The following is a 13,857-nucleotide window of genomic DNA, read 5'->3' on the forward strand; positions in this document are numbered from 1 at the left end:
CTAGCTATATCACTTAATGATATATTATCGAATGATATAACCAGCGTCAATCTTTTTTTTCTGATCTGCTAACATTGCTGGAGAATGACTGCTTTCTTAATGTTCATTCTCACTTTTCTCGTTAGCAATTGAGTGAACCCCAGCAGCAGTGCATGGAACAAAGAGTAGAAGTTAGAAACGTCAAAGGCATTCTTCAAAGACTTTGTCCCCAAAATAAAAAAAGCAATAGCCACTTTCGGCTATTGCTTCAAAAACGTTTCTTCTATTACATATGTTCCGCAACTAAAGCTTTCAATTGATCTTTTGTATGCACCCCAATTGCTTTATCAACGACTTGGCCGTCTTTTTTCAACAACAAAGTTGGAATAGACATGATCCCGAATGAAGCTGGTGTTTCAGGATTTTCATCCACATCCATTTTCACGATCTTCAATTCGTCTTCCTCATATTCATTCGCTAATTGTTCCAAGATCGGCGCTTGCATCCGACATGGACCACACCAAGTTGCCCAAAAATCAATAAGGACTAAGCCTTTATCGGTTTCTTCTGAAAAAGTTTTATCAGTAATTTCTTTTGCCATCGTACTTCCCCTCCATTTTTAAAACTAAAAAAAGTATACCACGTATCGGAAGTTTTTTAAAATCGTCTGCTTACAAAAGGTAAGGGTTCTTAAAGGTTAATTAAACTTCACAATGGTCGCCCCATTGCCCCCTTGATTTGCTGGGGCAAATTCAAAACTTTTCACCGAGCGATGGTTTTTCAAATAATCGGTAATCCCTTGACGCAGCGCACCGGTTCCTTTTCCGTGGACGATCGTCACTTGCGGATAGCCTGCCAAAATCGCCGCATCCAAATACTGATCCACTTCATTGAGGGCTTCTTCGTACCGCTTGCCTCGTAAATCCAACTGATTGACCACTGGACTGCTGTCAGCAGAACGAATCGTATTGACGATACGCTGTGTAGGCTCCTTCACTGGCGCTGCTGGTTGGAGATCTGTTTCTGGCAAATTCATTTTCAAAATACCGATTTGGACTTGCCATTGATTTTTGCCTGCTTTTTTCAACAAGACTCCTCGCTGCCCATAAGAAGTTACCAGCACTTCGTCTCCTTCTTTCAGCGTCTTGGCTGCCTTGGCTTTTTGCAGAACCTTGTTTTTTTGCAGATGTTCTTCTTGCTGTAGCCCTGATAACTTGGTGCGCGCGTCAATCAGCTCGTGTTCTTTGACCTTCGTTTGACCGCCGGCTAACTGCATTTTACGAATATCGGCAATGATTTTTTCAGATTCTTCTTTGGCTTCTTCAACGATCTGATTGGCTTTTTGCCGAGCTTTCGCCAATTCTTTTTCACGTTCTTCAAAGAAATAACTATAGGCTGCTTCTAGCTCTTGGTGCAAGCGGGCCGCTTCTTTTACATGATGACGGACTTCAAGATACTCGGTTTCCGTCATTTTTCTTCGATTTTCTAAATCAGCGATCATTTCATTCAGGTCTTGGCTTTCTCCATCCATGATCTCTTTGGCTTGATCAATGATCGTCTCTGGCAAGCCAAGTCTTTTCGAAATCTCAAACGCATTGCTTCGTCCTGGAACCCCGATCAACAAGCGATAGGTCGGACTTAAGGTATCAACATCAAATTCCATAGAGGCATTGATCGTATTGGATCGGTTATAGCCATAAACCTTCAGTTCAGGATAATGGGTCGTCGCCATGACATAAGCCGACTTAGCCCCTAGTTCGTCCAAAATCGCAATCGCTAGTGCCGCCCCTTCTTGGGGATCGGTTCCAGCACCTAGTTCATCAAAAAGCACCAGACTTGTTTCGTCGACTTTATTCAACACATCAACGATCGTTGTCATATGAGAAGAAAAGGTCGATAGACTTTGCTCAATGGATTGTTCATCCCCAATGTCCGCAAAAATCTCATTGAAGACACCCATTTGGCTTTCTTCTTCTGCCAGAATTGGTAAACCAGCTTGGCCCATGATTTGCAATAGCCCTAATGTTTTTAAGGTGATCGTTTTCCCACCGGTATTCGGCCCAGTAATGACAACGGCTTGATAGTCTTTTCCAATCGTAATATCGTTAGGAACGACTTTTTCTTGATCGATCAATGGATGACGTGCTTGCTTAAAAAAGACATGGTTGTCTTGATTGATCGCTGGTACGATTGCCTTCATCTCTTTTCCAAAACGAGCCTTGGCATTCATGAAATCCATGATCCCGATCACATACGCATTATGGAGAATCTCTCTTTGATATGGGGCTAACTCTGCTGACAATTCTGCTAGAATACGTGTAATTTCATCCCGTTCCGCAATTTGATGCTGGCGCAAACGGTTATTTTGTTCCACTACTTGTTTCGGTTCGATAAACAAGGTTTGACCAGAGGAACTTTGGTCGTGGACTACCCCGCCGAAAACACCTCGGTACTCTTGTTTGACTGGAATCACATAACGCTCATTTCGCATGGTTACGATCGTATCACTTAGATACTTTGCATTGCCACCTCGGACGATGCCATCCAATGTCTCGCGAATCGTCCGTTCTGCTCGTCGGATCGATTGGCGAATTCCACGTAGTGCTGGAGAGGCATCATCTGTGACTCGGCCATCCTCATCGATAGCTTCTTTCAAGCGTCGATTCAAGGTTGGCAAAGACACCAACTGTTCTTCCCAGTGATACAAGCGGGAAAATTCAATCTCGCTTTCAGACAAATCAGCAAAAAAGCGTTTCAATTCCTGCGTAGTTGATAAGACACGGGCAACTTGTGCCAACTCAATGCCGTTTAAATCGGCGCCAATTTCGATCCGTTTCATTTGGGGACGAATATTCTCAATCTTTGGTACAGGGATTCCGCCTCTTAAACGTTGGATCTTGATCGCGTCTTCTGTTTCTGCCAGCCAAGAGGAAATGACTTGCACATCACTTGATGGCACAAGCTTTGCTAAAGCTTCTTTCCCTTGGGCTGTTACAATATACTGACCGATTTGACTCTTTACTTGTTCAAATCCTAAAACATCAAGGATCTTAGTATTCATTCTTTTCTCACCTGCTTTGTTTTAACTTTTTGTTCCTAAGAAAAAGGCAGAATGGCTCTGCAACCATCTGCCTGCTTTTTACCCAATCACATCTGTGATCCACAATCGATAGAAGTAATCTGAGAGAATCGGCGACCGATCAACGATGAAATTCGCAGTTCCGCTCGTTTCAAACAGATTTTGAATCGTGGCAAACGGGATCATTGAGAGAATCATGAAAAACATGTACAAATTGATATACATCAAGATAACATTCAAAACACCCGCAACTGCCCAGTCATAACCACCTAAAAAACTTAGGCGTTTGTAACGCAAACTGTCTGCAAAAATCACCACTAGTTTTGTGATCAGCCATCCAGCAAAGAGCACCATCACAAAAGCGATGGCTGCATAATAGGCTTTGTCTAAATCTAAAGCCAGTTCCATATCGTAGTATTTTAACTTTGAGTCCGCCGTTACTGACATATAAGGAACATAGAGCTCAATTTTCTTCGCAATTTCTTGGTAATTTGCTACTGCAAAGAAAAAAGAGATCAAATAGCCCAAAACTGAGACCAATTGTAAACTGGTTCCGCGCCGTGCGCCGCCGTAAAAGGCTGCCAACAACAAAACCAAGACAAATAATCCAATCATTTAGGTATCCTTTCTACGCCGCACTACCCATGGGCTGTCTTTTCTTGAATTTTTCGTTTCCTTTGTTCATTTAAGATCTGTTGTGCTTCCACATGATTATGGATCTCCACATCACTGCGACCTGTCTCATCGAGAACTTTCCGTGCTTCGGATTCAATCGCTTCGATCCGCTTAATGCGATTCTCAAGCTCCGTTGCTTTAATGGCTTGTCCTCGCAGCTCGTCCACCTTTTTTTGTAGGACCAAAAGCTGTTCTTGTTTTTTCAGCTGGTCGGAAACAGCGTTGATCGCTAATAAGATCGACGCTTGTTCTTGATCGGTTTGTGGCGATAATTGCATGATCTCAAGCAGTTGGTCATTGACCAATCTTGTCACCATATCCATGTGTTCTTTGCTTTCGCGTCCAATAATCGTGTAACTTTGATTCGCGATAACTGCTTTATAACGTTTCTTTTGCTCCGTCATAGGAATATTTCCTCCCATTGCTTACATTCTGCTCTATTCTATCACTTATTGAACATGTGTCGCAAACTCTTAACTATTATACGTGATTTTCTTATGAATTTCCATGCCAATCGTTTGTTTGCTGATCGTCTTAGTAAAAAAGAATAAGAAGTATGGTAAAATCTTAAAGTATCCTTTTGTCTACCTAAAAAAAGACAAAAAATCAGGAGGAATCAAATGAGTACGATCGTTATCAAAGTACCAACTTCAACTATCCAAAAGATGCAGCAATTTTACCAACGAGATTTGCTAGCTAAGAAAGTTCCTTATACAGTGTTTGTCGCCAAAAAAGGGCCAACGACGATCACTGCTTATACGTCAGGAAAAGTCATGTTCCAAGGAGCGACTGCTGAAAAAGAAGCTTCCTTATGGGGCGATACGGCAAGTGCTGTACCAGATAAGAAAAAAGCGACTGTTTCATCCACTGCGTTGCCAGCAGGATTTAGCGAAAAAAGCGTCGTCGGCAGTGACGAGGTCGGTAATGGCAGTTATTTCGGTCCTTTGGTGGTCTGTGCCGTCTATGCAAAAAAAGAGCAATTACCACAGCTGAAAGCTTTAGGAGTCAAGGACTCAAAAATGCTGACAGATCCAGAGATCCGTAAGATGGCGCCGAAAATCAAAGAATTGGTTCCTTACCAATTGCTCACCGTCACGCCCAGCAAATACAACGAGATCCAACCAAAATACAACACAGTCCGAATGAAAGTTGCTTTGCATAATCAAGCCATTCGTTTGCTTTTGCAAAAGATTGCTCCTGAGACACCAGATGCCATTTTGATCGATCAGTTCACGAGCGAAAAAAATTATCGCACCTATTTAAAGTCGGAACAAGTAGCGGTCACTGAAAAGCTCTATTTTGCGACGAAAGGTGAACAATATCATTTAGCAGTAGCGGCAGCCTCTATTTTATGTCGTACAGTCTTTTTGGATGAATTAGATGCAGCCTCTAAAGAAGTCGGTTTGCGCTTGCCTTCTGGCGCCCACGCAGCTGCTGATCAAGTTGCCGCAAAATTACTGCAGCAAGGTGGCATAGCACTATTAGGTCAATATGCCAAACTGCATTTTGCGAATACCGAAAAAGCACAGAAACTCGCCAAGCTGTGAGTTCTCGTATTTTCAAAAAAACTGCCGCTACTTCTGAATAAAGGAAGCAGCGGCAGTTTTTGTCCTCAGTACCAGTTGAATGCTGGGAATCAAAGCCCTAAGCCAGCTGCTTCGATTCCCATCGTGATCAACCCAGCCAAATAATTTTCTGAAAACCGATCGGAAAAGTGTAATTTTGGCAAGACGCCATATTGAAATACTGCTGCCAGCTGCTTTTCCAAAAAGGAGCGCGACACGAGCGCCTGCCATTCAGAGGGCAAAAACAAAATGACTTGATGCGGGTCCGTCACTGCCACGATCGCTTGAAGAGTGGCAGTCACTTGTTCTGGGATCGCCTCTGTTGCCAAAGGGTAAGAAGCCGTGTAGAGATGCGGCAAATGCTTGATTTCGCCACTTAAATGGTTGGCTCCTTTAAAGAGCTGTTGGTCGATGACCAGTCCCGCACCTGGCGGATAATTTTTCGGAAAATAAATGCCAGCCACGATTTTTTTCTCTTCTTTGAAATGAAATACCGCAGCATTCACGTCATTCTCAATAAGCGTTTTTACAGCGATCTCCTTTTCAATCAATTCCCCTAGCGCCATGTCCTTAAATGCTGGAGCATCCATGATCTTCAGTCTTCCAGCAATTTCCACACCAGGAATTCCCACGACTGCCAAGCTGATTTTCGGGTATTCCTGTTTTATCTGACGAATCGCTTGCAAGAACTGCGGCAATCGGCCCTCTGCTGACTGCTCATGATGCAAAATGTTCCCGACGAGATCGACGACTGAAAAACGAATCACGATCTGCTGGTCTTCTTCGATAAACTGAATGATCAACAACAGTGTCCGTTGCGCATTGTACTGGTAAGCCGCAGCTTGACGTCCTCCCGTTCGTTGCGGTTGATCCGTCGTCAAAAGCAACTGCTTTTCAATCAATTCAGGAAGCAGCTTGTTGATCGTTACCACGCTTAATTGAGAGGCATCTGCCAGTTGGCGCTTGGTCATAGGCGCTTGCTGCTGTTTTAGCAAATCCAGCAATACTGCCTGATTATGTAATTTAATGGTCGTTGGCTGATAAGCTTTCATTTTTCTCCCCCTCAACGCTTCTATTTTAACAGATAAAAAGCTGGGAATATACCTTTATTAATTTTGTTAACAAAGGTATAATAGAAGCAACTTATTAAACAAAGTTTACTAGGTTCAAAAAAAACGATCTATATTGCTTATTAAAGGAGTTGTCGATAATGAAAATTGAACACATCGCACTATATGTCAATGATTTGGAAAAAATGAGGACATTTTATGAAACCTACTTTCAGGCGGTCAGCAACACAAAATACCATAATCCGAAAACAGGCTTTCAGTCCTATTTTTTGACCTTTGATTCTGGAAGTCGGTTAGAATTAACGACCAAGAAATTTTTAAGCCCTCGTATCAGCGAAAGCTTAGGCTACACTCACCTTGCGATTGCAGTTGGTGATCAAGCTGACGTCGATCGATACGCTCAACGGTTTGTTGAAGATGGCTACCCTCTTTTAAATGGTCCTCGTACAACAGGCGATGGCTATTATGAAGCAGTTGTCCAAGACCCCGAAGGCAATTTGATTGAATTAACCACCGACGATTTACCGTCTTAGAAAGGATTTTACAATGAAAGAAGACTTTGATTATCAAGCGATGTTGGCTGGTCAATTGTATCAAGCTGCTGGCATTCTCCCTGAGAATGGTTCAGCGGAGGGAAAAAAACGTGCCCAGGAAATCAACCATTTACCAGTCAATGACCGAGAACGAATCATCGCCAAAGAAAAAGCACTCTTTGGCAAATTTGGGCAGCATTGCTTTGTCCAACCACCCCTTTATGTTGATTATGGTCGCCATGTTGAGATTGGTGATCACTTTTATGCCAATATGGATTGCATTTTTTTAGATGTCAATAAGATTCTGATTGGTGATCATGTGATGGTGGGACCACGGGTCAGCTTCTATACCGCCGGTCATCCAATCGATTCTGTGGTCCGCAGTCAAGATTTGGAATTTGGCCTACCGATCACCGTCGAAGATTACGTTTGGATCGGGGGCAATAGTACGATTTTACCAGGTGTCACGATCGGCAAACATACCATCGTCGCTGCTGGTTCCGTCGTCACAAAAGATGTGCCGCCGAATACGATCGTCGGCGGCAATCCAGCCCGTGTGATCCGTGAGATTCAGCCGGCTGACAAAGAACATTGGGAAACTGCCGCCCAGCTCTATCATCAAAAACGAGCAGACTGGCAGAAGCAGCAAAAATAACGAAACAAAAGGAGACGCCATGATTTTTACAGACTATCACGTCCATAGTGATTACAGCGATGATTCTTGGTATTTGATGGAAGATGTAGTCAAAGACGCCATTAAACTAGGCTTAGCAGAAATCTGCTTTACCGATCATGTGGATTATGGGGTCAAAGAAGACTGGCAAGCGACGGATACGTACCTCGTCGGAGCCAATAAAGTCGTAAAAAATGTCTACTACGACTTGTATTTTAACGAACTGGCACGCTTAAAGGAAACATACAGTGACCAAATCAAGCTAAAAACTGGGCTGGAATTTGGGATGCAAATGCACACGATCCCACAATTTACCCGTCTTTATCATTCGCATCCCTTTGACTTCATTTTACTTTCCGTTCATCAGGTAGACGATCAAGAATTTTGGACTGGAGAATTTCAAAAAGGACGCAGCCAACAGGAATGCTACGAGCGCTATTATGATGAAATGTATCAGCTGGTCACGACATATAAAGAGTATTCCGTCTTAGCCCATATGGATTTGATTCGTCGTTATTTAGATAAAGAGAAGGACGCTTTTGAACAAACGAAAGAACAAATCGCAGAGATCTTGAAAGTCGTGATCAAAAATGGCAAAGGCATTGAACTGAATACCTCTTCCCACCGTTACGGAATCAACGGGTATACGCCATCGATCGAGATCCTCAAGCTTTATCGTGACTTGGGGGGAAGCGTGATAACCATCGGCAGCGACAGTCATAAATCAGAGCACCTCGGGTTTCAAATCAAAGAGGGACAAGATCTTTTACGGTCATTAGGATTTACAAAGCTCTGTACGTTTGAACAGATGCAGCCGATTTTTCATCGTTTTGCTTAACCTGCACAAAAGCTCCGTCTTTTGCAAAAATCATCCCCTCGTCTTTCGTTACGAACCTAAGTATTTTAAACAAAAAAAGAACGACCGCTTTAATCTGCGGTCGTTCCAGACTGTAGACAAACCTTATACAAACATGAGGTTTGTCTTTTTTCTATGTAATATTCTATGGATAATCGATAGATTAGGCAGTTTTCCTTTAGGAAAACGTCTCTTTTGCGCTCTGATCCTTTTTATTTTTGCTAGCTTTTTCATATTAAGACACGCAAAAGTAAGCCCAATTTTCATGTGCATTTTTTCAATTCCTATTTGATTGGTATAACGTAACCCATGAAATTCTTTTGCTGTCCCAAAAATTCGTTCAATGGTTTCTTTTCTCTTTTTATAAAGTTCTTTGAACCAACTTTGATGGCGTATCTCTTCACAGGTCTCTATAGCTTCAGCCCAAATGTGTCTAGTGATTACTTTGGTATGATTTTTTGAGTTGGTACACTTAGACAAGAAAGGACAATTTTTACAATCCTTTGGATTGCTTTTGTATTCGATATATCCTTTGCGATTGGTAGTGGCATAAGAGAGTATTTTATTATTGGGACAGATATAACAATTATAGTAATCGTCATAAACATATTCATGTTTCTTGAAATAGCCTTTTTTAGTCATAGGACGTTTGTATGGGAAAATTGGGGTCAATTTATGTTCGAGTAGTAAATGTGCAATTGCTGGTGTCTTATACCCAGCATCCATAATTAATTTTTCTAGGGGAAAAGCTCCTTTGAGCTTGTTAAATAAAGAAACAAACGTACGACTGTCATGAAAGTTCCCTGGGTGTGTAGTATAACCTAATATCCATCCATGTTTATCACACGCCACTTGTGAGCTATAGGCAAAAACTTCTTTGTGTTCACCTTTATGAAACCAACCACTTTCAGGATCAGTCGTACTTCTTTTTTTCAAGGAAGTTTTACTTTCTGCGTTTGTTTCTTTTAAGGGCTTTTTTAAATGTTTTTCTCGATTCTTGGTGATTTCTTTTGTCAGCTTATCTGTATAAAAAACAGCTTGTTCCATTACTTCGACAGATTCTTTTTTGTTACGATTCGCATGTGCTTTAATATGCGTACTATCAATAAATACTTTGGAAGTATCTACGATACCTTCAGCGATACATTGTTCTAGAATTTCATAAAAAATTTTTTCAAAGAGATCTGTTCCTTTGAACCGTCGCGTATAGTTTTTACCAAATGTTGAAAAATGAGGAACGGGATCTTCTAAACTCAAACCTAAAAACCAGCGATAAGCGATATTCACTTCTATTTCTTTTATTGTTTGTCTCATACTTTTAATACCAAATAGATATTGAATCATTGGTAATTTAATTAGAAGAATAGGATCCAAGCTAGGACGTCCTTGGATTTCATCGTATTTCTCTTTAACCAATTCATAAATAAAGGAGAAATCAATACATTGATCTATTTGCCGCAATAAATGGTCCTGTGGGACCAAGTCTTCAAGAGAAAAGAAACCGATTTGTGCGCGTTTACTCATATCTTGTTTTGAGAGCATCTGGATACACCTCCAATTGATACTCTTATTTTAACGGATAAAAAAAGACAAAGCACTAAAAACTAGTACTTTGTCTACAGTCTGGAACGACCGCTTTAATCTGCGGTCGTTCTTTTTTAGACGTTAGTTCGTCCAAGCAGCAACTTCTTCTGGGTGATTGGCTACCCAATCTTTGGCTGCATCTTCGGCTGACGTTCCGTCATTGATTGCTAACATGACTTCTTCCATGTCTTCTTGTGTCCAGTTGAAACGATCAAGTACTTCGTAGACTTCTGGCATGTCATCTGCTAATCCTTGGCGTACAACAGTGTTGATGCTTTCTGCTTCACCCATTGTTCCTTCTGGATCATCCAGATATTTCAGATCATATTTCGCAAACATCCAATGTGGAGACCAGCCAGTAATAACGATCTCATCTTGGTTCTTGATGGCTTGGCCTAATGCCACTGTCATCGCTCCTGAAGAAGAGGTAGCGACATTCCAATCTGAAAGGTTGTCATACGTTGCAACTGTATTTTCCGCTGCATTTACGACACCAGCGCCTGGTTCGATACCAGTGATGGTTTTTCCAGCTTCGTCAGAAAGGTCAGCGATGGAATCTACATCCATATAACTTGGTACAACGATCCCCAGTTTTGCCCCCTCTAAGTTAGGACCTAAGTTTTCAACTTGGTCTTGGTACTGTTCATACTGGGATTGATGCGTAGATGGCAGCCAAGCAGCGACCATCCCGTCAACTTCCCCTTTTGCCACCGATTCCCACATGATGGCATTATCCAAAGGCGTCGTATTGACTTCGTAGCCCATTTGCGACAAAACTTCTGCCACCACATGGGTAGATGCAACTTCCGTATCCCATTCGACATACGCCAAGTTCACCGTGCCTTTGCTGTCAGAAACATTTCCAAAGGCAAACGATGCTCCAATCAAAGCAACGACTGCCGCTGCAGCAATCCCGCCAAAAAGACGTTTTTGTTTGCGACTTGTCTTGCTGGCTGCTTTTTGATGTGCCGAACGATTCAAATTCTGGGTAAAGCGATCCATGATGATCGCCAAAATAACTAAGGATACCCCACTGACAAATCCGTTACCGACTTGTGCTCGTTGCAAGGCGGACAAGACGCCGCGCCCTAACCCAGGAGCACCGATCATTGACGCGATCACGACCATTGATAATGCCAGCATCGTGGTTTGGTTGACCCCAGCCAAAATAGTGCTTTTGGCTAGTGGCAATTCTAATTTGATCAGTTTTTGCCAGCCAGTCCCACCGAAGGAATCAGAGGCTTCCACCAATTCACGAGAAATTTGGCGAATCCCTAAGTTCGTCATCCGAACGGTTGGTGGTAGAGCAAAGATCACTGAGGCGAAGACCCCAGGAACCATCCCGATCCCAAAGAAAGCAACCGCAGGAATCAAATAAACGAAACCAGGCATCGTTTGCATAAAGTCTAAGATCGGCGTCACGATACTTTGCGCTTTTTCGCTTTTCGCCATTAAGATTCCTAGTGGAATCCCAATGATGATCGAAACCAAACTCGACAATAAGACCAACGTGACGGTGTTCATCAAGTCTGTCCATAACCCTTGGTTATAGATGAACAGCAACCCGACAAAAGTAAAAGCTGGCAAGCCGAATTTTTTGCGTGAAACGAAAAAGGCAGCAGCCGTCAATAAGACGATCATTAATAACGGTGGTACAAACAGTAATACATTTGTAATAGCGTCCATGATAAATTGTCCGAAAGACTGTAAGGCTGAAAACAATCCACTGAAAGTTCCTGTTAGCCAATCAGTAAAGTTTTCGACCCAATCAGCCACCGGAATCGTATGTTGTAAGAAATTATCCATTTGTCACTACCCCTTCCTCTGCTTGAGCGGCTGAATCAGTCTCAGCCAATGCTTCAATCACACTTCCGCGGATCACGACTCCGATCAAGCGATCGTTTTCTACCACGGCTAAAGGTGTAGGCGAATCATAGATCAAATTGAAGATATCCGTTACCAGCATATCTTTATCGATCTTTTTAACATTTTTATCAATAACTTCCTTCAAGGTCAGATTGTTTTTCCGTGCCTCACGAGCAGACTCGGCTGTCAGGCTTCCTTTTAGGTGACGACGTTTGTCGACGGCTAACAGCATGCTGACTTCTTCTTTCCGCATCCGGTTCAATGCTACGCTTGGTCCATCGATCTCGATGTTCGTCGTCAATGCTGGGACCATGATGTTTTGCGCAGTCAAGACTTTGGAACGATCGACATCTTCCACGAAATCACGCACGTATTGGTTGGCAGGATTCGTCAAAATATCTTCTCCTGTACCGATCTGCATGATCTGACCATCTTTCATTAAAGCGATCCGGTCACCGATCCGCAAGGCCTCGTTCAAATCATGGGTGATAAAGATAATCGTTTTTTGAACATTGGCTTGCAATTCTAAAAGTTCATCTTGCATTTCACGGCGAATCAGCGGATCTAATGCTGAAAAGGCCTCATCCATCAAGAGGATCTCTGGATCATTGGCTAACGCACGGGCAAGTCCCACACGCTGTTGCATCCCTCCAGACAGCTGGTCAGGGTATTGGTCTTTAAAAGAAAGCAATCCTGAGTTTTCTAACGCTTTTTCCGCTTTCGCTGTTCGTTCTTCTTTCGAGACCCCACGGACTTCTAGTCCGTATTCTGTGTTCTCTAAAATTGTCCGATGAGGGAAAAGGCCAAAGCTTTGGAAAACCATGTTGATTTTGTGACGGCGAACTTCTCGTAGTTCCTCTTTACTCATTTTGGCAACATCCACGCCATCTATGTAAATATCTCCGCCAGACGGCTCGATCAATCGATTCAATAGTCGAATCAATGTTGACTTCCCGCTTCCAGAAAGGCCCATGATGACGAAAATCTCGCCTTCGTTGACTTCAAAGTTCACATCATAGACCCCAACGGTGGCACCCGTTTTTTCTAAAATCTCGTTTTTGCTGCGTTGTTCTTTGACCATGGCAAGAGCTTGCTGCTTTTTCTTACCGAAGATTTTGGTTAAGTGTTCCACTTTAACTTTACTCAAATGATTAATACTCCTTTTTCTGAAAAATTTCACGAAAGTGACCATACTATCTTAACAAGATGTGGTCACTTTGTCAAAAAAAATTTCCCACTGCTTTTTCTTTTGCAAAAAAAGCATGGGAATCAGGAAAAAGAATTACGCTGAATGGTCCGTTGGATAGAAGAAATTGGTCATGCGCTGCAACGCCAATTCATTCCCGACAAAATAAATCGTATTGCCTGCACTGAATTTCGCATAAGGTCCCGGTGACAACAACAATTCTTCGGTTGTTTGGATCGCGATGATCGTCGCCCCTGTTGCCTGCCAAACATTCAATTCGTTGATACTTTTTTCTAAATGCTGCGCCTGTTCCGTCAGCTGAAGCTCAAAGGGCACAAACGGACTCATGTGGTGTACCTTTTTGGTTTGCTGCACTAGCGTGTTCAACAAGTCAGAAAAATTATCCAGCTCTTGCTGCTGCCGCTCCACACTGTCTAAAATATCTTGTCTAATTTCTTGGATCGACTGCACATCTTGGTATTGTTCCACAAAGGCCTGTGCTTTTTCCTTTGAAGCAATATAGGCGCCGCTGCCATGACGGACGTCCATGATTTCTAAATCAACTAATACATTGATCGCTTTGCGGGCTGTTTCAGGAGAGACATTGAAATTGCTGGCTAACGTTGAGCGTGCATGGATCTTTTGCCCAACTTGGTAGCGATTTTCAACGATTCGTTCCGCGATCGCTACGGCAATCTGCTGATAACGAGGCAAAGCGACCTTCTTTTTATCTTGAAACTTATTCGTCATGATGAACTTCCTTTACTTTTTTTTCATCATAACAAGAAACA

Annotated in this window: 13 protein-coding genes; 4 read left to right on the plus strand and 9 right to left on the minus strand. The window is 42.5% G+C overall.

What is annotated here, in order from left to right; all coding sequences use genetic code 11:
- Positions 1-265: 265 nt before the first annotated feature.
- From trxA to zapA, 4 genes are all read right to left on the minus strand, one after another.
- The gene (gene trxA / locus IGK14_RS12510; RefSeq protein WP_005228645.1) at positions 266-580 is read right to left on the minus strand and encodes a thioredoxin; all 315 of its coding nucleotides are present in this window, start codon (positions 578-580) and stop codon (positions 266-268) included.
- Positions 581-676: 96 nt separating this feature from the next.
- Complete coding sequence (locus tag IGK14_RS12515) at positions 677-3,040, minus strand: endonuclease MutS2 (RefSeq protein ID WP_010749816.1); 2,364 nt, start codon at positions 3,038-3,040, stop codon at positions 677-679.
- Between the two features lie 78 nt (positions 3,041-3,118).
- Positions 3,119-3,673 (minus strand): CvpA family protein, encoded by a 555-nt coding sequence (locus tag IGK14_RS12520; protein ID WP_010749817.1) that lies wholly within the window; start codon positions 3,671-3,673, stop codon positions 3,119-3,121.
- A 23-nt stretch (positions 3,674-3,696) separates the two neighbouring features.
- Positions 3,697-4,137: a cell division protein ZapA gene (gene zapA / locus IGK14_RS12525; RefSeq protein ID WP_005228634.1), complete on the minus strand. Its 441-nt coding sequence runs from the start codon at positions 4,135-4,137 to the stop codon at positions 3,697-3,699.
- Positions 4,138-4,353: 216 nt separating this feature from the next.
- Here zapA and rnhC point away from each other — a divergent pair, with 216 nt between their 5' ends.
- Positions 4,354-5,280: a ribonuclease HIII gene (rnhC, locus tag IGK14_RS12530; RefSeq protein ID WP_005228632.1), complete on the plus strand. Its 927-nt coding sequence runs from the start codon at positions 4,354-4,356 to the stop codon at positions 5,278-5,280.
- 89 nt (positions 5,281-5,369) lie between these two features.
- Here the strand turns inward: rnhC and IGK14_RS12535 are convergent, their stop codons facing one another.
- Positions 5,370-6,350 carry an ROK family protein gene (locus tag IGK14_RS12535; protein ID WP_010749818.1) on the minus strand — a complete coding sequence of 327 codons (981 nt, stop codon included), beginning with the start codon at positions 6,348-6,350 and terminating at the stop codon, positions 5,370-5,372.
- A gap of 158 nt (positions 6,351-6,508) precedes the next feature.
- Here IGK14_RS12535 and IGK14_RS12540 point away from each other — a divergent pair, with 158 nt between their 5' ends.
- Genes IGK14_RS12540 through IGK14_RS12550 form a run of 3 tightly spaced genes read left to right on the plus strand, consistent with a single transcriptional unit; the run spans position 6,509 to position 8,412 of the window.
- Positions 6,509-6,901, plus strand: coding sequence for a VOC family protein (locus tag IGK14_RS12540; protein ID WP_010749819.1), 393 nt, complete (start codon positions 6,509-6,511; stop codon positions 6,899-6,901).
- 13 nt (positions 6,902-6,914) lie between these two features.
- Positions 6,915-7,556 (plus strand): sugar O-acetyltransferase, encoded by a 642-nt coding sequence (locus IGK14_RS12545; protein WP_010749820.1) that lies wholly within the window; start codon positions 6,915-6,917, stop codon positions 7,554-7,556.
- A gap of 19 nt (positions 7,557-7,575) precedes the next feature.
- The gene (locus tag IGK14_RS12550; RefSeq protein ID WP_010749821.1) at positions 7,576-8,412 is read left to right on the plus strand and encodes a histidinol-phosphatase HisJ family protein; all 837 of its coding nucleotides are present in this window, start codon (positions 7,576-7,578) and stop codon (positions 8,410-8,412) included.
- 123 nt (positions 8,413-8,535) lie between these two features.
- On the opposite strand, the gene IGK14_RS12555 is transcribed toward IGK14_RS12550, so the two are convergent.
- The 4 genes from IGK14_RS12555 to IGK14_RS12570 form a co-directional block, all read right to left on the minus strand.
- On the minus strand, positions 8,536-9,972 hold the full coding sequence (locus IGK14_RS12555; RefSeq protein WP_010749237.1) for an IS1182 family transposase: 1,437 nt from the start codon (positions 9,970-9,972) through the stop codon (positions 8,536-8,538).
- A gap of 123 nt (positions 9,973-10,095) precedes the next feature.
- Positions 10,096-11,820 carry an ABC transporter permease/substrate binding protein gene (locus IGK14_RS12560; protein ID WP_005228611.1) on the minus strand — a complete coding sequence of 575 codons (1,725 nt, stop codon included), beginning with the start codon at positions 11,818-11,820 and terminating at the stop codon, positions 10,096-10,098.
- Positions 11,813-13,027, minus strand: coding sequence for a quaternary amine ABC transporter ATP-binding protein (locus IGK14_RS12565; protein ID WP_005228609.1), 1,215 nt, complete (start codon positions 13,025-13,027; stop codon positions 11,813-11,815). The genes IGK14_RS12560 and IGK14_RS12565 overlap by 8 nt, the downstream gene beginning before the upstream one ends.
- Before the next feature lie 135 nt (positions 13,028-13,162).
- Complete coding sequence (locus IGK14_RS12570) at positions 13,163-13,816, minus strand: GntR family transcriptional regulator (protein WP_005228608.1); 654 nt, start codon at positions 13,814-13,816, stop codon at positions 13,163-13,165.
- Positions 13,817-13,857: the final 41 nt, after the last annotated feature.

The sequence above is a fragment of the Enterococcus sp. DIV0970a genome, from assembly GCF_051711265.1.
In the GTDB taxonomy this organism is placed as follows: domain Bacteria; phylum Bacillota; class Bacilli; order Lactobacillales; family Enterococcaceae; genus Enterococcus_D; species Enterococcus_D casseliflavus.